Source organism: Neisseria sp. RH3002v2g, from assembly GCF_014596425.2.
In the GTDB taxonomy this organism is placed as follows: Bacteria; Pseudomonadota; Gammaproteobacteria; order Burkholderiales; family Neisseriaceae; genus Neisseria.
Genome location: NZ_CP110721.1, coordinates 1,060,357 through 1,084,661, shown reverse-complemented (window position 1 = coordinate 1,084,661; position 24,305 = coordinate 1,060,357). Strand labels below are relative to the sequence as shown.

Sequence of the window (24,305 nt, the reverse complement as noted above, 5' to 3'; positions counted from 1 at the left end):
GTTTGGGGAAAATGTGCATTTTGTCCGGCGGTAAAGTTGTGCTTAAAATCTAGGCATTCCTGTTTTTTAGTTTTAAATCAGACAGTAATCTGATTTATGCACAAGCTGTCCACGCGATTGAACAGTGAAAATGTGCATGGTGGGGATACATTTCAGACGGCCTTATTTGCTGATTTTCAACAAAGCAGTCAAATCCCCGATAAATTTTGGTTCCCGTTTGATGAGGTAAACAATCAACGGAAGATTACCCACGGCAACAATCAAATACAGCAGGGTAATGCTGTTGAACAACATCAGCAAAACCGCGCTCAAAATAGCAGCCGACACCATAAATACGCCGTTGATGATGTTGTTGGCGGCGACGGCGTGGGCGCGGAAGGTTTCGCTGCTGGCGGTTTGTAGCCAAGTGTAGAGCGGTACGGAGAAAAAGCCGCCGAAAAAGCCGATGGCCGACATGACGAGCATAATCGGATACGCCTTGGCTTGCGATAAGAACCAAATAATGCCGTTTAATTCGGTAAAGCGTTGGCCGTGGGTCAGCCACACCAACAATAATCCACAGACCGTCAGCCCCAGAGTGCCGATGGTGACCAAGCCCAAAATCAGTCGCTCATGGCTGAGTTTGGCGCATAACACCGAGCCGATGGCGATGCCGATGGAGAACAGCGCCAACATCAGGTTGAACACATTATCGTTGCCGCCCAAATGGATTTGCGTGAACGTCGGCAGTTGGGTGGTATAAACCGAGCCGACAAACCAAAACCATGAAATACCGATAATGGAGGTGAATACAGGGCGGTCGGCCACCGCTTCACGAATCAGCGAATTCGTGCCTTTGATGATGTTCCATTCGATTTTTGTGTCCGGAATTTTAGCGGCTACAGACGGCATAAACAGGCTGGTCATCGTGCCGCCGATGGCGACCAATAACACCAAACCGCCAACAATATACGGCGGAACGCCTGCGACTGCGGTGCCCAAAATCTGGCCGAGCAAGATGGCAATAAACGTACCCGATTCAATCAGGCTGTTGCCCATAATCAGCTCTTTGTCGTTGAGGTAATCGGGCAAAATGGCGTATTTCAGCGGGCCGAACAAGGTTGATTGCGTGCCCATGCAAAACAGGCAGATTAAAAGCAAAGGCGCGGATTGGATGTAGAAGCCATATGCCGCCACTGCCATAATGATGATTTCCAACAGCTTGATCCAGCGCGCCAAAACGGCTTTGTCGAATTTGTTGCTCAGTTGCCCTGAAAGCGCGGAAAACAGGAAATAGGGCAGGATAAACAGCATCGCGCCCAAGTTCAGCATTTGGCTGGATGGCAGAAAGTCGTTTTTGCCCAAACCGTAAAAACTGATCATCACGAATAATGCGGTTTTGAACACATTATCGTTAAACGCGCCCAAAAACTGCGTCCCAAAGAGCGGCGCAAAACGGCGGGTTGTGTGGAAATTCAGATTGTCTTTTTTAAGGCTCATTGTTCGGATTCTTTGTTTTCGTCTTTTTCGATCAGTTTTTCAGTGGAGTCGTCGTCCATCAAAATGCGGTGTGCAGGTCCTTCAAGGTCGTCAAACTGTCCGTTTTTACCCGACCACCAGAAAAACCAGCCGATGATAAAGGCCAAAATAATGCTGATGGGGACAAGGATAAACATACTTTCCATTACATCGCTCCGGTCAAATCGGTCAGGATAAAGGTTTTGCCGCTGACGGTCAGGTATTCGTTGCGCAGCGCGCCGATGTTTTTATCGTCAAAAAACAATTCGATACGGTCTTTAACCACGCGCCAGTATTGCGGAATATCGGTTTGCTCGAAAGGCGACAATACCGCCGCTGCGGCTGCGTCTTCACTTTGCAGCTTGATTGCGAAGCGTCCGCTTTGCGGCGGATTTTGCGACTCATCGTCTGCCAACATAATAAAAAATCCGGCATGCTCGCCGTCTTGAGTGTGGATACTGAAATAATGCATATTGAAAATTCTTCAAAACCGCCGTCATTTTTCAGACGGCCTAAAATAAAATTCCGTCCATTTTACATCAAATATTAAGTCAAGCAGCCGATTACATTTTTTGTTAGAATACGGCGTTTACTTTGTTAATCTGTTCAGACCGCTACCCACTACGTCCCACAAGGGGTGCAACATAGCCGGAGCCGCAGTAAGGTCCCGACAAAAATGCCGTCTGAAACCTCAAGGAGCATAAAATGACACAAAAATTAATCTTGGTTTTGAACTGCGGCAGCTCTTCCCTCAAAGGTGCCGTATTGGACAACGACAGCGGCGAAGTATTGCTGAGCTGCCTGGCAGAAAAACTCAATCTGCCTGATGCCTTCATTACCTTCAAATTCAACGGTGAAAAACGCAAAGTCGATCTTTCTGCCAAACCTGACCATACCGGTGCTGTTGAAGCCCTGATGGAAGAACTGAAAACGCATGACCTCGACAGCCGTATCGGCGCCATCGGCCACCGTGTCGTCAGCGGTGGCGAATTGTACAAAGAATCTATTTTGGTTGACGACGAAGTCATTGCCGGTATTGAAAAATGCATTCCGCTCGCTCCTTTGCACAACCCTGCCCACCTTTTGGGCCTGCGTGCCGCACAGACCATTTTCAAAGGTCTGCCGAACGTTGTCGTATTCGATACCGCCTTCCATCAAACCATGCCTGAACACGCTTACAAATACGCTGTTCCACATGAATTGTATGAAAAATACGGCTTGCGCCGCTACGGCGCGCACGGTACCAGCTACCGCTTCGTTGCCGACGAAACCGCACGTTTCCTCGGTAAAGACAAAAAAGATTTGCGCATGGTTATTGCCCACTTGGGTAACGGCGCATCCATTACCGCCGTTGCCAACGGCCAATCTCAAGACACCAGCATGGGCCTGACTCCGTTGGAAGGCTTGGTAATGGGTACCCGCAGCGGCGATATCGACCCTGCCGTTTTCAGTTTCTTGGCAGAAAACGCCAACATGACCATTTCCCAAATTACCGAAATGCTGAACAAAAAATCCGGCCTGCTCGGTATTTCCGGTTTGTCCAACGACTGCCGTACCATTGAAGAAGAAGCTGCCAAAGGTCATCCGGGCGCCAAACTGGCTCTGGAAATGTTCATCTACCGCTTGGCTAAATACATCGGCAGCATGACAGTAGCGGCAGGCGGTTTGGACGCATTGGTCTTCACCGGCGGTATCGGTGAAAACTCCGACATCATCCGCGAACGTGTATTGGGCTACTTGGGCTTCCTCGGTCTGCACATTGACCAAGAAGCCAACCTGAAAGCCCGCTTCGGTAATGCCGGTGTGATTACCACTGCCGACAGCAAAGCCGTTGCCGTTGTGATTCCTACCAACGAAGAATTGATGATTGCACACGATACTGCCCGTCTGAGCGGCCTGTAATCCATCATCATTGAAAACCTGTCCGCAAGGGCAGGTTTTTTTATTGTGTATAGATGAAGAAAATTTTGAGGATATATCGAAAGAAGCCGGCAAATATTGTGTTTGTCGGCTTTTGAGTCAGTGTTGTATCAAGAATGCTGATAGATAGAGATAGGTTTAGAACTTATAACTGATGGTAAACAGCAAAGTCCTGCCTCGTGCGTAGTTGTTCAATACGGAGCGTGTCGTGCCGCCATATTTGCCGTTGCATAAACCGTTGGCATCGCATTCGACCTCTTCGTCATCTAAACCGCCTTTTCTTTCAAATACGCTGAAATAGCGCTGAGTTGCGGCATCGTTTGCGGCATCCAAAGGATCGATATAGCGTTTATTGAACGCATTTTGAATGTCAAAACGAAGGATAAGGTTTTTCTTCGGTTCATAATTGGCATAGAAATCAAAAATCAGCGGCTGTCTGTTGATGCTTTCTGTTTTTTTGATCGCCCTTCTGCCCATTTGGTGTGAAGAGTAGGTGTTGGCACCGGTTGTACCGTCAACAAATTCTTCCTCAGTCGTCGCCCGTGTACTTTTGCCGTAATAGCGCATAATGCCGCCGATGGTCAATTTGTTGCCCAACCAGCGTGAGCCCAATTCAAACCGACCGTAATCTCGGGGCAGGCGGGAAATTTTGCTTAAGCCGTAGCCTTGTTTGATTTGGTCTTCTTTAGAAGAGTTGCGGGGCGATTCGCTGGCATCGCTATAGTTGGTCGGCTGGTTGGTTTTTTGATAGGCGTAAGACAGGGTGGTAAAAAAGCGGCCGAAATCATAGTTCATTTCCACTTCCAAACCATTTTTATGGACAGGTTTGGCGTAGTTTCGATGCTGGATAGAGTATTGCAGGCCGGTGCTGGTTACCCAGCTGGGTGCTTTATCCAAATCCCACCATTTGCCATAAACATTGTGAATATAGTTGTTTATCCTACTGCGATAGGCGACCAGTTTGAAACCCAATACATCATCCGGCTTGAAAATCCCTTTTTTGAATGTATTGAAGCCTATTTGGTAAGTATTGGCCTGTTCCGGCTTGAGGGCGGTATTGACGCCGGAGTCGCCGATTTGTGAAAAATACATTTCTTGAATATTCGGCATTCTATGCGTACGCGAATAGCTGATAAACGGCATAAAGTAGTCGTTGACATTGATATTTAATGCCACCGAATGGTTTACCGCATGCTTTTTACCGGATTTGGTATAAACCGGTTCGTAAAGGTCGCAGCTTGGTGTGCAATGCTGTTTATAAATTTCAGAATCTTCTCCAAATGCTTTTTTAAAGTCTTCTTGGGTATTGAAGTAGTCGGTATATTCGCCTTTGTAGCGGTAGTTGACCATATTGGCGCTGTAATTCAATTGATAAATGCCTTTTTTCAAGGAAGTATCAAAATAGAACGTATTGAATTTTTGCTGGCCGGAAGGTTGCAATATGGTTGATTTCTGAGGAAATATTCCTTTGTCTCCTTTGAAGCGGCCTAAAAAGCTGTACAGGCCGGCATCTTGATCCGGGCCGTCGTAAAACAGGCTCAGCTCTTCCGGAAAACGGTTTTTACTGTATTGGTTTTTAAAGAAATTGAAACCGACAGTAGCTTTTAAATCTGTTTTGTTGGGAAGTTTGAAAGAAAAGCTGTTGTTGATATCCAAAAGATTGGCTGTGTTTTTGGTTTCCAAATAATCCAACAGCCCCCATCCTGAAAAACGTGAGTTTTTCGGATATTTTTGTTTACCCAGATTATGGGCGGCCAACACGTTTAAATCGACATAATCGCCAATGTTTAAATTGTAATTGGCTTGGTAGTTGCGGTTTTCTACTTTGCGGCTGCCGATACGGTTGTTCATGGTACGAAGCTGAAGGTCCAGCTTGTTGTTGTCGTTTTCGTATTCCACTTTGACCAAATGGCTGTTTGAGCGTTGTTGCAGGCTGGTAGGATCGATTGGAGTCAGGTCCCATTGCGGTGCTAAATTCTCTTTCCAGCTTCTTTCCAAATCATCGACATAATCTCTTTGCAAAACCTCAGGATCGTTATATTTTTTGGAGAAAGGGTAGTCCCAATAGCTTTTACCGACTGCGTTACGCTTGGAAAAGTCGCGAACCCAGAGATTTTGTTCGTGGTCGAATTTCAATAAGTTGCTCTCAAAATATTCTTGTTTTTTACGGTCCAGATATTCCTCGCCAAAATTGCCGATACGCTGACCGCCGCCGCCCACTTTATAGTTTTGCTCGACATTACGGTGGCTGTAACCATATAACGCGCCAAGGCGTGCTCCGCTGTCAAACCATTTTTGTACCGCTCCGGTTGCCATAAAGTTGCTTTTGGTGCTGTTTGTGCCGGTCAATCCTTTGGTCAAGAAGCCGAAGGTGTTGTTTCCGTGTACCACATCGTCTACCCGTAAAGTACGGAAATTGGCTGTACCGGATAAGGTATTGATGCCGTTGGCACCCGAGAAACTGCCTTTGGTTACATCGACGCCGGCAATAAAATTGGGATCCAGTGCCGTACCGAATTGCGAAGAGCTGCCGCTGCGCCCGGCATCGGCGGAAGTGGAATAGAAGGTTTGGGTAACGCCGTCAACCATCGTATTGACGCGTCCCAAACCGCTATCACCACGGATATTGACCGCCAATACCCCCGATCCTTTGTCTTGTTGGGTGAAAACGCCGGGCATGCTCCGAACGATGGTATCGATGTTTTCGCTGGATTGATAAATGCGTTCGCGCGAACTTTTGGCTTGGCCTTCGGTAAAAACTTTTTTCTCTTTGGCAATGTGTTTGCCTTTGACTTGAATTTCATCAAGCTCTTGAGTTGAAACCTCTTCTTCTGCGTGTGCGATACTTGTTATAGCCAGTAAAGATAATGTTAGTAGATTTAATTTGAAATTCGGATTCATGATAGTTACCTCAGAAACGAAGTCGCTACTTTATAACATATTATTAAACTTTACAAATATTTTGATAATGGTTTTTATTTGTTAAAAAATAAAGTAGATTCTTGTTTCAGGAGATAATCCACCCGCATATGATTCATCTGGCTGAAAAGATAAAGCAGGTCTGAATTTGAATTTGGTTGGTTGAGAAGAAGGGAGATTTAATTGAATTTAAACAGCCGGAAGAAGAAAATTTGATTGCGATATGTGAATTGAGCCGTCGGTTTCAAATGAAACCGGTAAAAACGTGAAATGCAAAATATAAAGTCGATAGGGAAAGGTTTGAATTCAGTTGAAAAAAGGCCGTCTGAAAATGATGTTTCAGACGGCCTTTATTGATTTAAGCCTTATTCCGGACCGCGGAATGTATCGTGGCAAGATTTGCAGCTTGCACCGGTTTCGCCGTAAGCGGCTTTGATTTCTTCTAATTTGCCGGTTTGTGCGGCGGCGTTGAGTTTCTCAACTGCAGCGGCAAATTTTTCTTCTTCTGCTTTGAAGGTTGCCTTGTCTGTCCAGATGGCAGGCAGGGCGCGGCCGTTGCCTTGAGGGTCGGATTCAAACAGGGTGAACGGTTTTTTGCTGTTTTCAGCGAAGGTTGTGGCGGCTTGTTTGAATTTTTCTACGTCGTAAGGCTCTTCGTCTTTGACCATTTTGCCCATGCGGGTAAACTCGGGCATCATGGATTTGAACGCGGCCGTACGGTCTTCGGAAATTGGGCCTTTAGGCTGGGAAGGTGCGCCGCTGCCGCCGCAGGCGGTCAGGGTAAGCGCCACTGCCGCCAAAGCGACAGGGAGAAAACGGGTTTTCATATGGAGTGTGTCCTATTGTGATGATATGATTATCGTTAAATTTAGAATCGGCCGGCCAAACACTCAGGCCGTCTGATAAGGCGTTATCATACCTTAAACCCAAGTCTGAAACGAGTATAGAAAGGAAACGATATGGCAATTTTGATTACCGGGGCATCGGCAGGGTTCGGCGCAGCAATGTGCCGTACTTTTGTTGCGGCAGGCTATCATGTCATCGGCGCGGCACGGCGCGAAGACAAATTGCAGCAGTTGGCAGAGGAATTGGGCGAGCAGTTTTACCCTTTGGAAATGGATGTTTCGCGCACGGAGTCGATTCAAAACGCTTTGAACAGCCTGCCCGAGCATTTGTCCGAAATCGATTGCCTGATCAACAACGCCGGTTTGGCTTTGGGTTTGGATACTGCCGATAAAGCCGATTTTGGCGATTGGGAAACCATGATTCAAACCAATATCATCGGCCTGACTTTTCTGACTCGTCAGATTTTGCCGCAAATGGTCGCGCGCAAACAAGGCTACATCATCAATTTGGGTTCGATTGCCGGCAGTTATGCTTATTCCGGCAGTAATGTCTATGGCGCGACCAAGGCTTTTGTGCGCCAATTCAGCATGAACCTGCGCGCCGAATTGGCAGACAAAAATATCCGCATTACCAATATCGAACCGGGCTTGTGCGGCGATACCGAGTTTTCCAACGTCCGTTTCAAAGGCGACGACCAGCGTGCGGCCGAGGTTTATGAGAATGTCGAGTTTATCCAGCCGCAAGATATTGCCGATACCGCTTTGTGGCTCTATCAGCGTCCGGCGCGGATGAACGTCAATTCCATCGAAATCATGCCGGTTGCCCAGACCTTTGCAGGCATGAAAGTTTACCGTGATGCGCCTGCTCCGGCGAAGGAAGAAACGTTTGAAAAACAAAGTATGTCTTTGTTTGGAAAAATTAAATCTTGGTTTAAGTAATCGGCATCAGGCCGTCTGAACGTTTCAGACGGCCTCTTTGTTATCTGAAATTGAGTAAACACGCTATAATGTAATTTTTTATTAACAAGGCCGTCTGAAAGGCTGTTTCAGTTATGAACGCAATCAAACAAAAAATCTTAGAACAAGCGCAGCGCGATGGCGTGCAGGTAACCGCATTGCGCGAGCAAGTGCTTGATATTGTTTTGAAACAAAGCGGCGTGATTAAAGCCTACAACGTTCTGTCGCAGATGCAGCAGCAAAGCGAGGGCGTGGTTGCGCCGCCGACGGCCTACCGCGCCCTTGATTTTTGGGCGGAACAGGGCGTTTTGCACAAAGTGGCGGCGGTCAACGGCTATATTTTGTGCAGCCACGCGCAGCACGAGTGCAACGACCATTGCCACGACCACGAAGAAACAGAGGCGCACCACAGCGCGTTTATTTTGGTCTGCACCGAATGCGGTACGGCGGATGAGCAGACCTTGAGCCAAGAATGGGCGGCCTTGCGTGCAGGCGTGGCTGAAACCGGTTTCTCATTAAAAGAAGAACATGTTGTTTTAACAGGAATTTGTAAAAAATGTCAGAAGTAAAAAAGACCAAAGTCCACCTGATTTCAGGCTTTCTCGGAACAGGTAAAACCACCGCACTCAAAAGTCTGATGGCGCAAAAAGACCCGAATGAAAAATGGGTCATCATCGTCAACGAATTTGGCGAAATCGGCATTGACGGCGCCGTCTTGAGCGACAACGGCATTCCCGTGGCCGAAATCGCCGGCGGCTGTTTGTGCTGTACCGCCGGTGCGCAAATGGGGACGACCGTACAAAAAATGCTGCGCGATGCCCAACCCGACCGCTTGATGATTGAAGCCAGCGGCCTGGCACACGCCGCCAGCGTTATTGACGAACTGAAAGCCAAACCGCTCGACAGCATGCTGGAAATCGGCGCCGTCTTTACCGTTGTTGACCCTCGCCAATTCATTAATCCCGATTACGCGCAACAAGCCTTGTATAAAGACCAAATCGGCATTTGCGACGTATTGGTTGCCAGCAAAACCGATTTATGCACCCCCGAACAGCTTGCCGAATTTCATGACAAAGCGGCCAAACTGTTCCCGCCTAAAGCCAAAGTGGTTGAAGTCCAAAATGCGCAACTCGACATCCAGTGGCTTGATATTCCCGTGGTCGAAAAATCGCGCTACCGCCTCAAAGCCTTGCCGGACAACACCATGGGCTTCCAGTCGCAAGGCTTTACTTTCCCTGCCGGACGCGATTTCGACGGCGAAAAATTGACTGATTTCTTCAACGATCTGCCCAAATTCACAGACGGCCTCGTCCGTGCCAAAGGCGTGTTCCAAGTGCTCGGTACTTGGGTATGGCTCAACTGGGTGGACGGACAATGGGGCGCAAACCAAGTTTCATGGCGCCGCGACTCGCGCTTCGAGCTGATTGCCAAATCCTTTGACGCGGATTTGATTGAGAAAAAATTGCTGGAGGCTTTGGAGAAGTAAATCATCGTCCAAACGTTTATTAATCCGTTACGATAATGCCGTCTGAAGCAAGCGGTTTCAGACGGCCTTCAAATCAAAAAAATAGAGGAACACTTAACCATGTGGCGTTATATCTTTCATCGTTTGCTCCTTTTGATTCCCACGCTGTTGGGGATTTTGGCGATTACTTTCGCCGTGATTCAGTTTGTTCCCGGCGGTCCGGTGGAGCAGATGGTTCAGCAGCTGACTCAGGGCGCGGTTGGCGGCGAGACGGCGGGACACAGTATGCCCGGAACTTTGGCCAAAAACGGCAACCGCATCAGTGCGGAAGATTTGGCTGCGCTGAATGCTTTATACGGTTTCGACAAGCCGCCTTTGACGCGTTTTGCCGATATGGTATGGAAATTCGCCCGTTTCGATTTGGGTGAGAGCTTTTTCCATCACCAAACTGTGTTTGAATTGGTGAAAGAGAAAATGCCGGTATCGATGAGTTTGGGTTTGTGGACGTTTTTCCTGACTTATTTGATATGTATTCCGTTGGGTATTGCCAAGGCGGTCAGGGATGGCAGCCGTTTCGATACGATTACGGGTATGATCATTTTGGTCGGCTATACCGTACCGCCGTTTGTATTGGGTTTGGTGTTGCTGGTGTTGTTTGGCGGCGGCAGCTTTTTTGCCTGGTTTCCGCAGGGCGGTTTGGTCGGCGATGATTTCGATACGCTCTCTTGGGCCGGTAAAGTCAAAGATTATTTGTGGCATATGGCCTTGCCGATTACCGCTTCGGTGGCAGGCAATTTGGCGGTGATGACCGTATTGACGAAAAACGTGTTCCTTGAAGAAATCCGTCGCCAATATGTTTATACCGCGCGGGCCAAGGGCTTGCCTGAGAAACAGATTTTGTGGAAACATATTTTCCGCAACGCTATGATTCCTCTGATTACCGGTTTCCCGGCCGCATTTATCGGCGCATTCTTTACCGGAAGCCTGTTGATTGAAACGCTGTTTTCGCTGGATGGTTTGGGTTTGCTGTCTTACGAGGCAGTGATGAAACGCGATTATCCTGTCGTAATGGGTACGCTGTATGTGTTCACGCTGATGGGGTTGTTGGCTAAATTGGTGTCGGATATTTCTTATTCATGGGTCGATCCGCGCATTCACTTTGGCGGACAGAAATAAGGCCGTCTGAAAATATCTTCAATCCATTATTAAAGAATGTTTCGAACCATGAAAAAGAAAAAATCTACTTCAAACCCTACTTGGCAAGCCTTTAAGCAGCATAAGCGCGGTTGGTTGGCTTTGCGGATTTTGGCCGTTTTGTTTGTCGTTACCTTGCTTGCGCCTTTGTGGAGCAACGACAAACCTTTGTGGATACGCTATCAGGGCGAGTATTTCTTCCCTTTGGTAACTGAATACAACGAAACCACATTTGGCGGCGATTTCGATACGCCTGCGGATTATTTGGATCCGCTTATCCGCCACAACATCACTTCAGACGGCAATTTTGCCCTGTATCTGCCCAATCCTTACGATGCCGATACCTTGAATGATTTCGATACGGCCCCCGATCCTGCCAAGCCGTCCGAACGGCATATCTTGGGAACGGACGACCGTGGCCGCGACCTGTTGGCGCGCTTGGTTTACGGTTTCCGCGATTCGCTGCTGTTTGCCTTGGTGTTGACCGTGGTGACTACTGTAATCGGCGTGGTTGCAGGCGCGGTGCAGGGTTATTTCGGCGGCAAAACCGACCTTTTGATGCAGCGTTTTATCGAGGTTTGGGGCGGTATGCCGGAGCTGTACCTCCTGATTATCCTGTCTTCGTTTTTTAATCCGGGGCTGTTGATTTTGCTGGTGTTGCTGTCGCTTTTCGGCTGGATGGGCTTGTCCGACTATGTCCGCGCCGAGTTTTTGAAAAACCGTCAGACCGATTACGTTTTGGCGGCGCGCGCGATGGGCGTGAGTAACCGTGAAATCATGTGGCGCCATATCCTGCCCAACAGCTTGACGCCGGTATTGGCCTTTTTGCCTTTCCGTATTTCCGGTGCCGTACTCGCCCTGACCAGTTTGGACTTCTTGGGTTTGGGCGTACCTGCCTCACAGGCGAGCTTGGGCGAGTTGCTGGCGCAAGGCAAAGACAACTTGGACGCGTGGTGGATCGGTCTGTCTGCGGTCGCTACGCTGACGGTGATGTTGCTTTTGCTGGTTATGATCGGCGAAGGTTTGCGTCAGGCATTTGACGTACGCGCACGCAGTTAATTGCTTTTCTAAAGCGTGAAGAGGGTGGGCGGAAAAGCTTATCCTTCATGCTCAAGGCCGTCTGAAAAGTTTCAGACGGCCTCATCCATTCGTTTGAATCATTAAAAACCATGAATCAAGAAATCACATTTCTTACGCTTTTTTTGCTCGGCTTTTTTGGCGGAACGCATTGTGTCGGCATGTGCGGCGGATTGAGCAGCGCATTCGCTTTGCAGCTGCCGCCACATTTAAACCGAATCGGGCTGATTGTATTGTTGAACTTGGGGCGTATCAGCAGCTATGTCGTCATTGGCCTTCTGGTCGGCTTGGTCGGGCAGGTCGGCATTTCTTTGGACGATACGCGTGCGGTTCAAAACGGTTTGTATATTGCCGCCAATGTCTTGCTGCTTTTGCTCGGTCTGTATCTTGCCGGTATTTCGACTGCCGCAACCAAAATCGAAGGCATCGGCAAACCGATATGGAAACGCCTGAATCCTTTACTGAACAAATTGCTGCCGATTAAATCAGTGTCTGCCTGTTTCGGCGTGGGCGTGCTTTGGGGCTGGCTGCCGTGCGGTTTGGTGTACAGCGCGTCTTTGTATGCTTTGGGCAGTGGTAATGCCTTGCATGGCGGACTGTATATGCTGGCGTTTGCGTTGGGAACCTTGCCGAACCTGCTCGCGATGGGCATATTTGCAGCGCAGTTGAAAACCTTTTTGCAAAAACGCATGGTTCGTTTGTGCGCCGGATTGTTGGTGGCAGGATGGGCGATATGGCGCTTGGCCGTCTTTGCGATGGGGCAAATCGGGTAGGGAAAAAGGTTTAATTTAGTTTGTTTTTATTGTCATGAAACAGGCCGTCTGAAAGATTTTCAGACGGCCTGTTTCACAAGAAAGATTTAATGTATCAAATTCCAAGTCATTTTGGCGGCAATCAGCAGCAACATAATACCGAAGGCGATTTTGAGTTTTCGGGCGGGCAGCTTGTGCGCCGTTTTAACGCCGAGCGGGGCAAAGAGGATGGTGGCAACGCTCAAAATGGCTACGGCCGGAAGATAGATAAAGCCTGCCGCACCTTCAGGCAGGTTGGCAATAGGCAAACCGTTGGCAAAATAGCCGATGGTGCCGGCAACTGCAATCGGCCACGCCAGGCCTGAAGATGTGCCGATGGCGCGGTGCGCCGGAAAGTTGCAATACAGTAGGAATGGAACGGATAGCGAACCGCCGCCGATACCGACCCAGCTTGAAGCCGCACCAAAAAGCGTGCCCGCGGCTGTCAGGCTGGGGAGGGCGGGCAGGGTGCGTGAAGGCGTGGGTTTGGAATCGCGTAGGGTTTTGAGTGCGATAAGGGTAAGAAATGCAATAAAGAAAACCTGCAAAGCCAGCGTCGGCATATATTTTGCCGTTACTGCGCCGAGGATGACGCCGAGTATCATGCCCGGCGTCATCCGGCGGACGGTTGCCCAATCGATGGCGTGTTTTTTATGCTGGGCATACATACTGGAGAAGGTGGTAAACACCATGACGGCAAAGGAAGTGCCGATGGCGATATGCTGGGCATAGGGATGGCTGCCTACGCCTTGCAGTTGCAATGCCCATAAGACAACGGGGACAACCAGCGTGCCGCCGCCTACGCCGAACAGCCCGGCAATAAAGCCCGCCGCGCTGCCGACGGCGAGCAGGGCAAGGATGATGTCCCAAGACCACATTTCAGACGGCCTTGTCGTGTTTGTGTGATTTATGGCGTTTTTTAAACCAACGGATGATTGCCATCACATAACCGGACAAGCTGTAACCGAGGAAAAACAGGAAGAGGACGAGCGAAGGCTCCCAATTGATCAAAAGCAGAATCAATACGGCCAACACCATGCCCATAAACGGCACTTGGCGGCGGATGTTGATTTCTTTGAAGCTCCAAAACGGAATCTGCACAATCATGGAAATGCCGGCAAACAGGGTGATACCCAATGCCCACCAATGCACGTTGGGGAAGCGTTCGACGCTGTGGTTGACCCAAATCAGGCCGACAATCAACGCAGCGGCGGTCGGGCTGGGCACGCCGATAAACCAGCGTTTGTCGACTTTGCCGATAAGCGTGTTGAACAGTGCCAAACGCAGGGCGGCGCAGGCGCAGTAGATAAAGGCGACGGAATAGCCGATTTTGCCAAACTGCCAAAGTTGCCATTTGTAGGCAATCAGGGCAGGCGCGACGCCGAAGCTGACCATATCTGCAAGGCTGTCGAGCTGTTCGCCGAACGCGCTTTGGCTGTTGGTCAGCCGCGCCACGCGTCCGTCCATGCCGTCGAGCAGCATGGAAAGGAAAACTGCAATCGCCGCTGTTTCATAACGTCCGTGCATGGACTGGGTGATGGCGAAGAACGCGCAAAACAGTGCGGCGATGGTAAAGGAATTGGGCAGCAGGTAAATGCTGTTTTTGCGGATGGAGTTACGCGGAGGAATCGGATTTTCTGTATTTTGTGAGTTGTCCATAATGTTTCCGTATATGCTGCGTGTGCAGATGAGGCATTATACCGCATTGGCAGGTTAAGGATTTTTAAAAGGCAGACATAGTTTCACTTCAATCGCATAAAGTTTCAGACGGCCTTTATTTTGTCAGTCAAACAACTCGCCCTGCGCCTGCTCTTTGGTCACGCGTACATCGGTTTCGCCGTCGGCAAAAGTGATGTGCAGTTTCTGCCCTTGTTTCAACGTATCGGCATTGCGGATGACTTGTCCGCGTGTGTTTTTGACGACCGAGAAGCCGCGCTCCAGAATATGTTGCGGCGAGACGGCTTCGAGCAATGCGGCTTGGGCGGTCAGGCTTTGGCGGCGGTGGGCAAGCAGCTGGCGGAAGGAATGCGACAAGGCCGTCTGAAAGCGGTCGATGTTGTGTTTGTAAACGGAAACATCAGGACGGTAATGTTTCAGGGTTTGGGTTTGGCGTTCGAAACGGGCGGTGTGGGTACGGAGGTTTTGCGTCATCGAGTAAGACAGCGTTTGCGCCAGCTTGCTGATTGAAGCGCGTTGCTCGTCAAGTTTTTGGCGCGGATGACGGATTTGCCGCGCGAGCCAGTCGAGTTTTTGGCTGGCATCGAAATAGCGTTGTTCCAAAACAGTTTTCAGACGGCCTTGCGCTTGGGCGAGGCGGTGGAGCGATTCTTGGCGGTTGGGGCTGACCAATTCTGCCGCGCCGGTCGGCGTGGGCGCGCGCACGTCGGCAACAAAATCGGCGAGCGTGAAATCGGTTTCGTGGCCTACGCCGCTGACAACCGGAATTGCGCAGGCTTCGATGGCGCGCACGACCGGCTCTTCATTAAACGCCCACAAGTCTTCAATACTGCCGCCGCCGCGACAGACAATCAACACATCGCATTCGGCGCGTTGCGAAGCGGTTTTAATCGCTTGGGCAATTTGCAATTCGCTGCCTGTGCCTTGTACGGGCGTCGGATAAACGATAACGGGGATTTCGGGCGCTCGGCGGTTTAAGGTGGTCACGACATCGCGCAAAGCCGCCGCCGCCAGGCTGGTGACGATACCGATACATTGCGGGCGGGCGGGCAATGGTTTTTTGCGTTCCGCCGAAAACGCGCCTTCTGCCTGCAACTGCGCCTTTAACCGCTCGTAGGCTTCGTAAAGCTGCCCCAAGCCTTTGAGCCGAACCTCGTTCACGGTAATTTGAAATTCGCCCCGCGCTTCATAAATACTGATTTTTCCTGATACTTCGATATGGTCGCCTTCTTTCAAAGGCTTCGCCAAACGCGCCACCGCACCTTTAAACATCGCGCAACGCACCTGCGCGCGGCTGTCTTTGAGCGAGAAATAATAATGTCCGCTGGCGGCACGGGTCAGATTGGATACTTCGCCGGCAATCCATAAGCCTGCGAGATGGTCTTCCAGCAAGGCTTTGGCGAGGGCGTTGAGTTCGGATACGGAAATGGAGGAGGGTGCGAAGAGTTCGGACATTGCGAAACAGAAAAATTGGGGAAAGTTGAATTATAAGGGTTTTAGGGCGATTCGTTGTATTTGTTTTTATGAAACTTGCGTCCTTTGTTTTAATATTATCAAAGCCGCATGTTCAGACAGCCTTGTCCGGGCGGGCTTGTGTTATATTATCGTTTGATTTTCGCTTCAAAAGCCGTGCGTATGCCCAAACTCCACCAAATTATCGAGCGCCATTGGCAATCCCCCAATCCGTTTTTGTCTTTGCTGCTCAAACCATTGTCCAAGCTGTTTGCCAAAATTGCGGCGAAACGGCGCGATGATTTTGTTTCAGGCTGTCTGAAAAGCGAAAAATTGCCTGTGCCAGTGGTGGTGGTCGGCAATATCCATGCAGGCGGAACAGGGAAAACGCCGATTGTTGCCGCGCTGGTGTCGGGTTTGCAGGAAAAGGGCGTTAAGGTCGGTATCATCAGCCGAGGTTACGGGCGCAAGAGCAAGGCGGTTCATGTATTGAATACAGCCAGCAGCGCGGCAGATGCAGGCGACGAGCCTTTATTATTATTTCGTCAAACCGGTGCGCCGACGGCGGTAGGCAGCAGCCGTTCAGAAGCAGGCAGGGCATTGCTTGCGGCGCATCCGGAGCTTAAATTGATTGTGGCCGACGACGGCTTGCAACATTATGCCTTGCAGCGCGATATGGAAATTGCCGTATTTCCTGCGGCAGATACAGGGCGCACCAATTTGGATTTACTGCCCAACGGCAGTTTGCGCGAACCTTTGTCTCGGTTGGCTTCCGTTGATGCGGTTGTCGTCAGCGGCGGGAAAGCAGATAAGGCATTCAGGCCGTCTGAAAATATGTTTGCCAGCCATATTGAAACAGGGCGGATTTACCGTTTGAACAGGCCGTCTGAAAAATTGGATTTGGCGGGTTTGGGAAATCAAACCGTCGCCGCCGTCGCCGGTATCGCCAAGCCGGAGCGTTTTTTCGATTCGTTGCGGAACATGGGCATTACCTTGAACCAAACCGTTGCACTGCCCGACCATGCCGACATCGCAGCAGCAGACTTGCCCAATGCGGATGTGGTCATTATTACGGAGAAAGATGCAGTCAAGTTTTCAGACGGCCTTAATCTGAATCATGTATGGGTGTTGCCTGTTTGTGCGATAATTGAACCTAATTTGGCGGTGTTCGTGTTGGAGCAGCTGGAAAATTCCTAATGGGTCTCCTGAAATCAATGGATGCTTTGTTGTGGTTTGCCTTTAATAATAAGGAAATTTATGAACCTGAAAAAATTGCTGCTTACTATTGTTGCTATTTCCCCTAAGCCTTAAAAAGGAGAAAAAATGAAATTGAAAACTTTATTGTTGCCTTTGGCTGCTTTGGCCTTGTGTGCCAATGCATTTGCCGCTACACCTAGCGATGAGTCGCTGGAGCGTTTGTATCGAGTACAGAAGATGGATGCTCTGTTGGATCAGACTTTCCAAAGTGTCGAGGGTATTGTGCTCTCTGATCCAAAGATACAGGATTTTTTGAAAAATGCGCCGGAAGACAAACGTCCTCAGTTGGAAGCGGTCTTAAAGAAATATACAACTCAATTGATTGCTGAAATTAATACACCGCAAGTGCGTGCCCAGTTACATAAAGCGACGTTGGATGGCATAAAGACGGTTTATACTCAGGAAGAAGTCAACGCATTGATTGACTTTTACGGTACGACAGTGGGGCAATCGATACTTAATAAAATGCCGCGCTATCTTGAGACAACGATGGGCCCGATGATAAACATCATTAATGAAAAATATGAAAGATCAGGTTATAACAAAGACTTAATTCGAGAAATTCATCAGATTATGTGTGGCGGCAAAAATCCTGACCAAGTCTGTACACGGCAAACAAAGAAAACGGCACGGAAAAAATGATGCCTCTTGAGGCCGTCTGAAAACGAGCGAAGCGAGTTTCGCTAAAACCACCAAACCCGAAAGTAACCCCATGGAAAAAAAATTCTTAGACATCCTTGTTTGTCCTGTTACCAAAGGCAAACTCGAATACCATCAAGACAAACAGGAATTGTGGAGCCGTCAGGCGAAGCTGGCTTATCCGATTAAAGACGGCATTCCCTATATGCTGGAAAACGAAGCACGAGCGTTGAGCGAAGAGGAACTGAAAGCATGACCGAATTTGTCGTATTGATTCCGGCGCGGTTGGATTCTTCACGTCTGCCGGGCAAGGCTTTGGCTGATATTCACGGTAAACCGATGGTTGTACGTGTTGCCGAACAAGCAGCAAAAAGCGAGGCTGCGCGTGTTGTCGTTGCCACCGACCATCCCGATATTCAGACGGCCTGTCAGGCGCACGGTGTCGAAGTGGTCATGACTTCCAATCAACACGAAAGCGGTACAACGCGCCTTGCCGAAGCGGCCAATACGCTGAAACTACCGCAGCATCTGATTGTCGTGAACGTACAAGGCGACGAGCCTTTAATCGATCCCGAACTCATCAACCGTACGGCTGAAGTTTTGGTTGAAAACAATGTGCAAATGGCGACGGCCGCCCATGAATTGCACGATTTTGACGAGTTTATGAATCCTAACGTTGTCAAAGCCGTCCTTGATAAAAACCGCAACGCCATCTATTTCAGCCGCGCCCCGATTCCTTATCCGCGCGACACCATGCGCGCCGAAAAACGCGAATTGCCTTCCGAAACAGCCGTTTTACGTCATATCGGCATTTATGCCTACCGCGCAGGCTTCCTACAACGCTATTCCGAAATGGAAGTTTCTCCTTTGGAAACCATCGAATCGCTGGAACAATTGCGCGTCTTGTGGCACGGCTATCCGATTGCCGTTGAAATTGCCCAAGAAGCACCAGCCGCCGGCGTGGATACGCAGGAAGATTTGGACAGGGTAAGGGCTGTGTTCGAGGCCGTCTGAAAGGAAAAAACATGAATGATTTACGCCATTTGAGCCGTGACGAACAAAAACTGCTTGCCGATGTCGCTTTGCTGGTCAAAGACGACGATCAAGAGTTCAACTACGAAATGTTGAAAGTGGCCGCGCCCGATGAAGCCAGCGGCGAATTTTGGTTTCGCATGGCAGAAATGCTCAGCACCCTGCCGCCCAACCAGTCTTTAGATTTGCGCATGACCGGCGGACGGTTGGCGGTTGCCGTATCGATTTTATCGGTGTTGTTGCAGGAAAGCCCCGATATTCCCCAGCTTTGGGCGCAAAAAGTGATTGCGCTCAACTATCTGGCACACGGCCATCGGACACGCGCCCTCGGTTTGGCGCAGCAGCCGGACAAAGCGGCAGAAGCCAACGAGGAAGAATATTTGGCAAAAGCCTTGTCCCAAAATCTACTTTCCACGTTGAAAGACGCGTTGGAACGCTTCCCCGAAGACAGCTGGTTTATCGAAATGCGCGATGATGCGTGGCAGCACTTTGGCGCAGAGCAGGCCGTCTGAAGTTTTGAACGATAAACGCAAGGCGTGTAGAATTAAACAAACATCAAATCCATAAACCAAGAAGGACTCATCATGAAAGTATTATTGTTGGGCGCACCCGGCGCAGGCAAAGGCACTCAAGCCCAATTCATCACCGCTGCATTCGGCATTCCTCAAATTTCTACCGGCGACATGCTCCGCGCAGCCATCAAAGCAGGCACCCCGCTGGGTTTGGAAGCAAAAAAAATTATTGATGAAGGCGGTTTGGTGCGCGACGACATCATCATCGGTATGGTGAAAGAACGCATCGCCCAAGACGACTGCAAAAACGGTTTCCTGTTTGACGGTTTCCCACGCACATTGGCACAAGCCGAAGCGATGGTTGAAGCAGGCGTGGATTTGGACGCGGTTGTTGAAATCGATGTACCCGACAGCGTGATTGTCGACCGCATGAGCGGCCGCCGCGTGCATTTGGCTTCCGGCCGTACTTACCACGTTACCTACAATCCGCCTAAAGTCGAAGGCAAAGACGACGTAACCGGCGAAGATTTGATTCAACGCGATGACGACAAAGAAGAAACCGTGAAAAAACGCCTTGCCGTTTACCACGAGCAGACCGAAGTTTTGGTTGATTTTTACAGCAAACTGGAAGGCGAACACGCGCCTAAATACATTAAAGTTGACGGCACTCAGCCGGTAGAAGCCGTGAAAGCCGAAGTATTGAAAGGTTTGGGCAAATAAGTTTTGCCAAAGTAAAATCATAAGGCCGTCTGAAAAAATATTTTCAGACGGCCTTATGTGTACAAAAGCTGTTAAAATCGAAGCTATAACCGTTTATCCGCAGGCATCTTATGAATCCCTTAATCTCCGACTTCCAAACCCAGCAACACCGCACTCCCGTCATCGTCGCCCTTGATTTTGCCAACGAAAAAGACACACTCGGATTTGTCCGCAATCTTGACCCGACATTGTGTCAAATCAAAATCGGCAAAGAGCTGTTTACCGCGACCGGCCGCAATTTAGCGGAAAGCTTAATTAATCAAGGTTTCAAACTTTTCCTCGATTTGAAATACCACGATATTCCCCACACCGTTGCGCAGGCATGCAAAGTTGCCGCCGATATGGGCGTTTGGATGGTTGATATGCACGCATCGGGCGGCCGCCGCATGATGGAAGCCGCCGTAGAAGCCGTTGCCGGATATCACACCAAGCCGCTTTTGATCGGTGTAACCGTGTTGACCAGCATGGAACAAAGCGACTTGGCAGAAATCGGTTTGAACATCGCCCCTGAAGAACAAGTCATCCGCTTGGCGAAACTGGCGCAAAGTTCAGGCTTGGACGGCGTGGTATGTTCCGCTCAAGAAGCGGCACCGTTGCGCCGCGAATTGGGACAAGATTTCGTCTTGGTCACACCGGGTATCCGCTTGGACGTTGCCGGTAATAATGACGATCAACGCCGCATCATGACACCGGCCGAAGCATTGGCGGCAGGCTCGACTTATCTGGTAATGGGCCGTCCGGTAACCAAAGCTGCCGATCCGGTAGCCGTATTGCGCGAAGTGAACCGCGTGGCGAATGCTTAAGTATAATAATTTTGATGTTGTTCAAAGAAGCTACCTTACTTTGATACGGTAGATAAATAGCCAGAAAATTTCAGCTTGGAAAGGAATTTATCCGATGTCTCAATGTAGTCCAGATGTGAGTAATATTTTTGATCTTGATGCATTCCCGGAAGATGATTTGCTTGTAACGGATGCACCTGTTGGATGGTATGCAATCGTATCGCATAAAATTGTCAAAGAAGGGCTTCCTGTTAGATTCATGTATCGGGAGCATCAAGGAAATTTACCATTTGACAGCGGATGGCGAGTATTTTCCGGAACAGAAGATAATGAATACACGAATAATCCTGAAAATTTCTCTTTTCATAGTTTAACGCGGCTTACTCATTATCAAGCAGATGTTGGAGAGCTGTTTTGGGCGGATATTGGTAGTGTTTTTGAAAAAAAAGAAGGAGAGGATTGTTTTTCTCCTGTTGCCGATTGGTCTCCTTTCGACTTTGAAGAATAATAAAAAGTCAGATTTTATTTTTAATCAGTAAATCTGCCAGATAAGTGCTGAGAATACATTGAAGTTTTCACACATATAAAATAACTTATTTTGGAGTGCATAAAATGCCCACCAAGTTCCAACAAGAAACCCTCAAATCCCGTTTTGCACAAGCCAAAGTCCTGGTTGTCGGCGATGTGATGCTCGACCGTTATTGGTTTGGCGATGTGTCCCGTATTTCGCCCGAAGCGCCCGTGCCGGTGGCGAAAATTTCCCGTATCGACCAACGCGCGGGTGGGGCGGCAAACGTTGCGCGCAATATCGCCTCATTGGGTGGTAAAGCAGGGCTGTTGTCCGTAACCGGCGATGATGAAGCTGCAGATGCACTGGATGCGTTGATGGCGCAAGACGGTGTTTCTTCCTATCTGATGCGCGACAAGCAGATTGCGACTACTGTCAAACTGCGCGTTGTTGCTCGCAACCAGCAGCTTATCCGACTTGATTTTGAAGAGCCGCCTCATCGTGAGGTATTGGAACAAATCAAGCAGCAATACCGCGAAGTGTTGCCCGAATATGATGCCATTATTTTTTCAGATTACGGCAAGGGCGGCCTGTCGCATATTTCCGATATGATCGATTGGGCGAAACAGGCCGGTAAACAGGTTTTAATCGATCCTAAAGGCGACGATTACGAAAAATATGCCGGTGCTACGCTGATTACGCCGAATCGTGCAGAATTGAAAGAAGTGGTAGGCAGTTGGAAAAACGAAAACGATTTGACCGAAAAAGCCCAAAACCTGCGCCGTCATCTTGATTTGAACGCGATTTTGCTGACCCGAAGCGAAGAGGGCATGACCCTGTTCAATGAGGGTGAGCCGATTTATCAGCCTACACGGGCTCAAGAAGTTTATGATGTATCCGGTGCGGGCGATACCGTTATTGCCGGAGTGGGCTTGGGTTTGGCGGCAGGTTATACCATGCCCGAAGCCATGCACCTTGCCAATACGGCGGCAGGCGTTGTCGTGGCAAAACTTGGTACGGCGGTGTGCTCGTTTGCCGAATTGACCAAGGCATTGGAAGAGCAATAATGATTGTTTCAGACGGCCTTAAAATTCTAAATGCCGTCTGAAAATAAGAGTTGGAAAATAATCCAGACAGAAAAGTTTTTATTTTCAGACGGCATGATTACTTCAAGGCCGTCTGAAAAATCAAAATAAAGGAAACTCATTATGACCATTATCGTAACAGGAGCGGTCGGCTTTATTGGCAGCAACATCGTCAAAGCACTTAACCAGCGCGGTATTACCGACATTGTTGCCGTTGATAATTTGAGCAAAGGCGAAAAATTTAAAAACCTTGCCGAGTGTGAAATTGCCCATTATCTCGATAAACACGAATTCATCCGTCAAGTGCGCGGCCATCTTTTGCCTTACGACAATATTGAAGCCGTCTTCCACCAAGGCGCGTGTTCCGACACCATGAACCACGATGGCCTCTACATGATGGACAACAACTATCAGTACACGCTTGATCTCTTGGACTGGTGTCAGGACGAACGTATTCCGTTCCTTTATGCTTCCAGCGCCGCCGTGTACGGCAAAGGCGAAATCTTCCGCGAAGAGCGCGAACTGGAAAAACCACTCAATGTTTACGGCTACTCTAAATTCTTGTTTGACCAAGTATTGCGCCGTCGTATGAAAGAAGGCCTGACCGCCCAAGTCGTCGGCTTCCGCTACTTCAACGTATATGGACAGCAGGAGCAACACAAAGGCCGTATGGCATCCGTCGCCTTCCATCATTTCCACCAATACCGAGAACACGGCTATGTTAACCTGTTTGGTGCCAATGACGGCTATGGTAACGGCGAACAAACCCGCGACTTTGTCAGCGTAGAAGACGTTGCCAAAGTTAACCTTTACTTCTTCGATCATCCTGAGCTTTCAGGCATCTTTAACCTCGGTACAGGCCGCAGCCAACAGTTTAACGAACTTGCCGCCGCAACTGTCAACGCCTGCCGTGCAGCCGAAGGCAAGCCTGAAATGAGTTTGAAAGAGCTGGTTGAAGAAGAACTTATTCGCTATATCCCATTCCCAGATGCACTTAAAGGCAAATATCAGAGCTTCACTCAAGCGGACATCACCAAGCTGCGCGAAGCCGGGTATAAAGAAGAATTCTTGGATGTAAAACAAGGCGTCAGCCGTTACGTGAAATGGATGCTGGAGAATTTGGTTTAAGTCCTTCTGATTTGAATGATAAGGCCGTCTGAAAAAGATTTTCAGACGGCCTCATCATTTTGAGAAATTTTAAAATGAGAAATTTACTTTTCTTCGATGGAAATTGGAATAGTATTTTCAAAACTCATGTTTTATAAAAGATTTAGCTTATCAGGGGGATATCTGATGGGGTATTGGTTGATTACTTTTCTAAAAGAGGTTGGGATAATTAGATGTGAATAGGTATAAATAGGCTAAGGTTATGGTCTTAAAAATAACTGAAAGTTCTTGTTTTGTAGATTGTAATAGACAAAAAAATAACCGCTTAAAAGCGGTAAATGGTGCCCGGAGCCGGAATCGAACCGGCACGGCCGGTTTAGGGCCGACGGATTTTAAGTCCGTTGTGTCTACCTATTTCACCACCCGGGCGTAGACAGTAAATTGAGAAATTGGAGGCGGGGGCGCGGATTTGAACCGGCCTGTATAAGGGTTGCACCCCTTATAGCATAAACACTCTGCCACCCCGCCATGAAAGGGATGGAGGCGAGAGTCGGAATCGAACCGGCGTAGACGGATTTGCAATCCGCTGCATAACCACTTTGCTATCTCGCCAAAACTACGTTTGAGTGTTGTAGTATGAAACTGGAGCGGGAAACGAGTCTCGAACTCGCGACCTCAACCTTGGCAAGGTTGCGCTCTACCAACTGAGCTATTCCCGCATATTCGGATGCATGATTTGATGGAGCGGGAAACGAGTCTCGAACTCGCGACCTCAACCTTGGCAAGGTTGCGCTCTACCAACTGAGCTATTCCCGCATTTGAGTGCATCT

The 24,305-nt window shown here is 49.0% G+C and carries 25 protein-coding genes and 5 tRNA genes; 17 read left to right on the top strand and 13 right to left on the bottom strand.

Annotated elements, in window-relative coordinates; translation table 11 throughout:
- Window positions 1-162: 162 nt before the first annotated feature.
- The 3 genes from BBP27_RS05205 to BBP27_RS05195 are packed head-to-tail and all read right to left on the bottom strand — an operon-like array spanning window position 163 to window position 1,969.
- Complete coding sequence (locus BBP27_RS05205) at window positions 163-1,479, bottom strand: MFS transporter (protein ID WP_070625818.1); 1,317 nt, start codon at window positions 1,477-1,479, stop codon at window positions 163-165.
- Window positions 1,476-1,664: a cbb3-type cytochrome oxidase assembly protein CcoS gene (gene ccoS / locus BBP27_RS05200; RefSeq protein WP_004520838.1), complete on the bottom strand. Its 189-nt coding sequence runs from the start codon at window positions 1,662-1,664 to the stop codon at window positions 1,476-1,478. Before ccoS ends, BBP27_RS05205 begins: the two co-directional genes overlap by 4 nt.
- Window positions 1,664-1,969 carry an HLGFF motif protein gene (locus tag BBP27_RS05195; RefSeq protein WP_070625817.1) on the bottom strand — a complete coding sequence of 102 codons (306 nt, stop codon included), beginning with the start codon at window positions 1,967-1,969 and terminating at the stop codon, window positions 1,664-1,666. The genes ccoS and BBP27_RS05195 overlap by 1 nt, the downstream gene beginning before the upstream one ends.
- 233 nt (window positions 1,970-2,202) lie before the next feature.
- Here BBP27_RS05195 and BBP27_RS05190 point away from each other — a divergent pair, with 233 nt between their 5' ends.
- Window positions 2,203-3,399 carry an acetate kinase gene (locus BBP27_RS05190; RefSeq protein WP_070625816.1) on the top strand — a complete coding sequence of 399 codons (1,197 nt, stop codon included), beginning with the start codon at window positions 2,203-2,205 and terminating at the stop codon, window positions 3,397-3,399.
- 156 nt (window positions 3,400-3,555) lie between these two features.
- Here BBP27_RS05190 and BBP27_RS05185 read toward each other — a convergent pair whose 3' ends face one another.
- Together BBP27_RS05185 and BBP27_RS05180 are read right to left on the bottom strand one after the other, a co-directional pair.
- Window positions 3,556-6,318, bottom strand: coding sequence for a TonB-dependent receptor domain-containing protein (locus BBP27_RS05185; RefSeq protein WP_188211286.1), 2,763 nt, complete (start codon window positions 6,316-6,318; stop codon window positions 3,556-3,558).
- Between the two features lie 383 nt (window positions 6,319-6,701).
- On the bottom strand, window positions 6,702-7,163 hold the full coding sequence (locus BBP27_RS05180; protein WP_188211287.1) for a c-type cytochrome: 462 nt from the start codon (window positions 7,161-7,163) through the stop codon (window positions 6,702-6,704).
- 132 nt (window positions 7,164-7,295) lie between these two features.
- Between BBP27_RS05180 and BBP27_RS05175 the strand changes: the two genes are divergently transcribed.
- The 6 genes from BBP27_RS05175 (at window position 7,296) to BBP27_RS05150 (ending at window position 12,647) form a co-directional block, all read left to right on the top strand.
- Window positions 7,296-8,120, top strand: a complete 825-nt coding sequence (locus BBP27_RS05175; protein ID WP_188211288.1) for an SDR family oxidoreductase — start codon at window positions 7,296-7,298, stop codon at window positions 8,118-8,120.
- A gap of 113 nt (window positions 8,121-8,233) precedes the next feature.
- Window positions 8,234-8,707, top strand: coding sequence for a Fur family transcriptional regulator (locus BBP27_RS05170; RefSeq protein WP_003746077.1), 474 nt, complete (start codon window positions 8,234-8,236; stop codon window positions 8,705-8,707).
- Complete coding sequence (locus BBP27_RS05165) at window positions 8,695-9,624, top strand: CobW family GTP-binding protein (protein WP_070838309.1); 930 nt, start codon at window positions 8,695-8,697, stop codon at window positions 9,622-9,624. Before BBP27_RS05170 ends, BBP27_RS05165 begins: the two co-directional genes overlap by 13 nt.
- A gap of 99 nt (window positions 9,625-9,723) precedes the next feature.
- Complete coding sequence (locus tag BBP27_RS05160) at window positions 9,724-10,779, top strand: ABC transporter permease subunit (RefSeq protein ID WP_003746080.1); 1,056 nt, start codon at window positions 9,724-9,726, stop codon at window positions 10,777-10,779.
- A 36-nt stretch (window positions 10,780-10,815) separates the two neighbouring features.
- Window positions 10,816-11,856, top strand: a complete 1,041-nt coding sequence (locus tag BBP27_RS05155; RefSeq protein ID WP_003746082.1) for an ABC transporter permease — start codon at window positions 10,816-10,818, stop codon at window positions 11,854-11,856.
- 110 nt (window positions 11,857-11,966) lie between these two features.
- The gene (locus BBP27_RS05150) at window positions 11,967-12,647 is read left to right on the top strand and encodes a sulfite exporter TauE/SafE family protein (protein ID WP_188211289.1); all 681 of its coding nucleotides are present in this window, start codon (window positions 11,967-11,969) and stop codon (window positions 12,645-12,647) included.
- A gap of 86 nt (window positions 12,648-12,733) precedes the next feature.
- Here the strand turns inward: BBP27_RS05150 and BBP27_RS05145 are convergent, their stop codons facing one another.
- From BBP27_RS05145 to xseA, 3 genes are all read right to left on the bottom strand, one after another.
- The gene (locus BBP27_RS05145) at window positions 12,734-13,543 is read right to left on the bottom strand and encodes a sulfite exporter TauE/SafE family protein (RefSeq protein ID WP_265511167.1); all 810 of its coding nucleotides are present in this window, start codon (window positions 13,541-13,543) and stop codon (window positions 12,734-12,736) included.
- Window position 13,544: 1 nt separating this feature from the next.
- Window positions 13,545-14,324 (bottom strand): CDP-diacylglycerol--serine O-phosphatidyltransferase, encoded by a 780-nt coding sequence (pssA, locus tag BBP27_RS05140; protein WP_036490182.1) that lies wholly within the window; start codon window positions 14,322-14,324, stop codon window positions 13,545-13,547.
- A gap of 123 nt (window positions 14,325-14,447) precedes the next feature.
- On the bottom strand, window positions 14,448-15,797 hold the full coding sequence (gene xseA / locus BBP27_RS05135) for an exodeoxyribonuclease VII large subunit (RefSeq protein WP_188211291.1): 1,350 nt from the start codon (window positions 15,795-15,797) through the stop codon (window positions 14,448-14,450).
- 180 nt (window positions 15,798-15,977) lie between these two features.
- Between xseA and lpxK the strand changes: the two genes are divergently transcribed.
- The 10 genes from lpxK (at window position 15,978) to rfaD (ending at window position 23,496) form a co-directional block, all read left to right on the top strand.
- Complete coding sequence (gene lpxK / locus BBP27_RS05130; RefSeq protein ID WP_188211292.1) at window positions 15,978-16,991, top strand: tetraacyldisaccharide 4'-kinase; 1,014 nt, start codon at window positions 15,978-15,980, stop codon at window positions 16,989-16,991.
- Between the two features lie 126 nt (window positions 16,992-17,117).
- On the top strand, window positions 17,118-17,693 hold the full coding sequence (locus BBP27_RS05125; protein ID WP_188211293.1) for a DUF2059 domain-containing protein: 576 nt from the start codon (window positions 17,118-17,120) through the stop codon (window positions 17,691-17,693).
- Between the two features lie 70 nt (window positions 17,694-17,763).
- Complete coding sequence (locus tag BBP27_RS05120; RefSeq protein WP_003746098.1) at window positions 17,764-17,946, top strand: Trm112 family protein; 183 nt, start codon at window positions 17,764-17,766, stop codon at window positions 17,944-17,946.
- Window positions 17,943-18,704 (top strand): 3-deoxy-manno-octulosonate cytidylyltransferase, encoded by a 762-nt coding sequence (gene kdsB, locus BBP27_RS05115; RefSeq protein ID WP_049348403.1) that lies wholly within the window; start codon window positions 17,943-17,945, stop codon window positions 18,702-18,704. The genes BBP27_RS05120 and kdsB overlap by 4 nt, the downstream gene beginning before the upstream one ends.
- An 11-nt stretch (window positions 18,705-18,715) precedes the next feature.
- A complete protein-coding gene (locus tag BBP27_RS05110; protein ID WP_003746102.1) occupies window positions 18,716-19,234 on the top strand; it encodes a hypothetical protein in 519 nt (172 codons plus the stop codon).
- A gap of 72 nt (window positions 19,235-19,306) precedes the next feature.
- The gene (gene adk / locus BBP27_RS05105; protein WP_003682888.1) at window positions 19,307-19,954 is read left to right on the top strand and encodes an adenylate kinase; all 648 of its coding nucleotides are present in this window, start codon (window positions 19,307-19,309) and stop codon (window positions 19,952-19,954) included.
- A 110-nt stretch (window positions 19,955-20,064) separates the two neighbouring features.
- Window positions 20,065-20,796: an orotidine-5'-phosphate decarboxylase gene (gene pyrF / locus BBP27_RS05100; protein WP_188211294.1), complete on the top strand. Its 732-nt coding sequence runs from the start codon at window positions 20,065-20,067 to the stop codon at window positions 20,794-20,796.
- Between the two features lie 94 nt (window positions 20,797-20,890).
- Window positions 20,891-21,283 (top strand): DUF2185 domain-containing protein, encoded by a 393-nt coding sequence (locus tag BBP27_RS05095; protein ID WP_188211295.1) that lies wholly within the window; start codon window positions 20,891-20,893, stop codon window positions 21,281-21,283.
- Between the two features lie 104 nt (window positions 21,284-21,387).
- Window positions 21,388-22,350, top strand: coding sequence for a D-glycero-beta-D-manno-heptose-7-phosphate kinase (gene rfaE1, locus BBP27_RS05090; RefSeq protein WP_188211296.1), 963 nt, complete (start codon window positions 21,388-21,390; stop codon window positions 22,348-22,350).
- A 141-nt stretch (window positions 22,351-22,491) separates the two neighbouring features.
- A complete protein-coding gene (gene rfaD, locus BBP27_RS05085) occupies window positions 22,492-23,496 on the top strand; it encodes an ADP-glyceromanno-heptose 6-epimerase (RefSeq protein WP_188211297.1) in 1,005 nt (334 codons plus the stop codon).
- Between the two features lie 318 nt (window positions 23,497-23,814).
- Here the strand turns inward: rfaD and BBP27_RS05080 are convergent.
- The 5 genes from BBP27_RS05080 to BBP27_RS05060 all read right to left on the bottom strand — a co-directional run bounded on the left by BBP27_RS05080 (window position 23,815) and on the right by BBP27_RS05060 (window position 24,291).
- Window positions 23,815-23,904, bottom strand: a tRNA-Leu gene (locus tag BBP27_RS05080).
- A 21-nt stretch (window positions 23,905-23,925) separates the two neighbouring features.
- Window positions 23,926-24,003, bottom strand: a tRNA-Cys gene (locus BBP27_RS05075).
- Between the two features lie 10 nt (window positions 24,004-24,013).
- Window positions 24,014-24,087 (bottom strand) — tRNA-Cys (locus BBP27_RS05070).
- A 31-nt stretch (window positions 24,088-24,118) separates the two neighbouring features.
- Window positions 24,119-24,194 (bottom strand) — tRNA-Gly (locus BBP27_RS05065).
- A gap of 21 nt (window positions 24,195-24,215) precedes the next feature.
- A tRNA-Gly gene (locus BBP27_RS05060) sits at window positions 24,216-24,291 on the bottom strand.
- Window positions 24,292-24,305: the final 14 nt, after the last annotated feature.

Excerpts from the sequence above, each read along its gene's own strand:
- pssA (WP_036490182.1), bottom strand. The coding sequence starts at position 14,324 with ATGGACAACTCACAAAATACAGAAAATCCGATTCCTCCGCGTAACTCC.
- adk (WP_003682888.1), top strand. The coding sequence starts at position 19,307 with ATGAAAGTATTATTGTTGGGCGCACCCGGCGCAGGCAAAGGCACTCAA.
- BBP27_RS05145 (WP_265511167.1), bottom strand. The coding sequence starts at position 13,543 with ATGTGGTCTTGGGACATCATCCTTGCCCTGCTCGCCGTCGGCAGCGCG.
- BBP27_RS05095 (WP_188211295.1), top strand. The coding sequence starts at position 20,891 with ATGTCTCAATGTAGTCCAGATGTGAGTAATATTTTTGATCTTGATGCA.
- pyrF (WP_188211294.1), top strand. The coding sequence starts at position 20,065 with ATGAATCCCTTAATCTCCGACTTCCAAACCCAGCAACACCGCACTCCC.
- BBP27_RS05160 (WP_003746080.1), top strand. The coding sequence starts at position 9,724 with ATGTGGCGTTATATCTTTCATCGTTTGCTCCTTTTGATTCCCACGCTG.
- BBP27_RS05120 (WP_003746098.1), top strand. The coding sequence starts at position 17,764 with ATGGAAAAAAAATTCTTAGACATCCTTGTTTGTCCTGTTACCAAAGGC.
- BBP27_RS05150 (WP_188211289.1), top strand. The coding sequence starts at position 11,967 with ATGAATCAAGAAATCACATTTCTTACGCTTTTTTTGCTCGGCTTTTTT.
- ccoS (WP_004520838.1), bottom strand. The coding sequence starts at position 1,664 with ATGGAAAGTATGTTTATCCTTGTCCCCATCAGCATTATTTTGGCCTTT.
- BBP27_RS05170 (WP_003746077.1), top strand. The coding sequence starts at position 8,234 with ATGAACGCAATCAAACAAAAAATCTTAGAACAAGCGCAGCGCGATGGC.
- rfaD (WP_188211297.1), top strand. The coding sequence starts at position 22,492 with ATGACCATTATCGTAACAGGAGCGGTCGGCTTTATTGGCAGCAACATC.
- BBP27_RS05205 (WP_070625818.1), bottom strand. The coding sequence starts at position 1,479 with ATGAGCCTTAAAAAAGACAATCTGAATTTCCACACAACCCGCCGTTTT.
- kdsB (WP_049348403.1), top strand. The coding sequence starts at position 17,943 with ATGACCGAATTTGTCGTATTGATTCCGGCGCGGTTGGATTCTTCACGT.
- lpxK (WP_188211292.1), top strand. The coding sequence starts at position 15,978 with ATGCCCAAACTCCACCAAATTATCGAGCGCCATTGGCAATCCCCCAAT.
- BBP27_RS05110 (WP_003746102.1), top strand. The coding sequence starts at position 18,716 with ATGAATGATTTACGCCATTTGAGCCGTGACGAACAAAAACTGCTTGCC.
- BBP27_RS05195 (WP_070625817.1), bottom strand. The coding sequence starts at position 1,969 with ATGCATTATTTCAGTATCCACACTCAAGACGGCGAGCATGCCGGATTT.
- xseA (WP_188211291.1), bottom strand. The coding sequence starts at position 15,797 with ATGTCCGAACTCTTCGCACCCTCCTCCATTTCCGTATCCGAACTCAAC.
- BBP27_RS05185 (WP_188211286.1), bottom strand. The coding sequence starts at position 6,318 with ATGAATCCGAATTTCAAATTAAATCTACTAACATTATCTTTACTGGCT.
- BBP27_RS05155 (WP_003746082.1), top strand. The coding sequence starts at position 10,816 with ATGTTTCGAACCATGAAAAAGAAAAAATCTACTTCAAACCCTACTTGG.
- BBP27_RS05180 (WP_188211287.1), bottom strand. The coding sequence starts at position 7,163 with ATGAAAACCCGTTTTCTCCCTGTCGCTTTGGCGGCAGTGGCGCTTACC.
- rfaE1 (WP_188211296.1), top strand. The coding sequence starts at position 21,388 with ATGCCCACCAAGTTCCAACAAGAAACCCTCAAATCCCGTTTTGCACAA.
- BBP27_RS05175 (WP_188211288.1), top strand. The coding sequence starts at position 7,296 with ATGGCAATTTTGATTACCGGGGCATCGGCAGGGTTCGGCGCAGCAATG.
- BBP27_RS05190 (WP_070625816.1), top strand. The coding sequence starts at position 2,203 with ATGACACAAAAATTAATCTTGGTTTTGAACTGCGGCAGCTCTTCCCTC.
- BBP27_RS05125 (WP_188211293.1), top strand. The coding sequence starts at position 17,118 with ATGAAATTGAAAACTTTATTGTTGCCTTTGGCTGCTTTGGCCTTGTGT.
- BBP27_RS05165 (WP_070838309.1), top strand. The coding sequence starts at position 8,695 with ATGTCAGAAGTAAAAAAGACCAAAGTCCACCTGATTTCAGGCTTTCTC.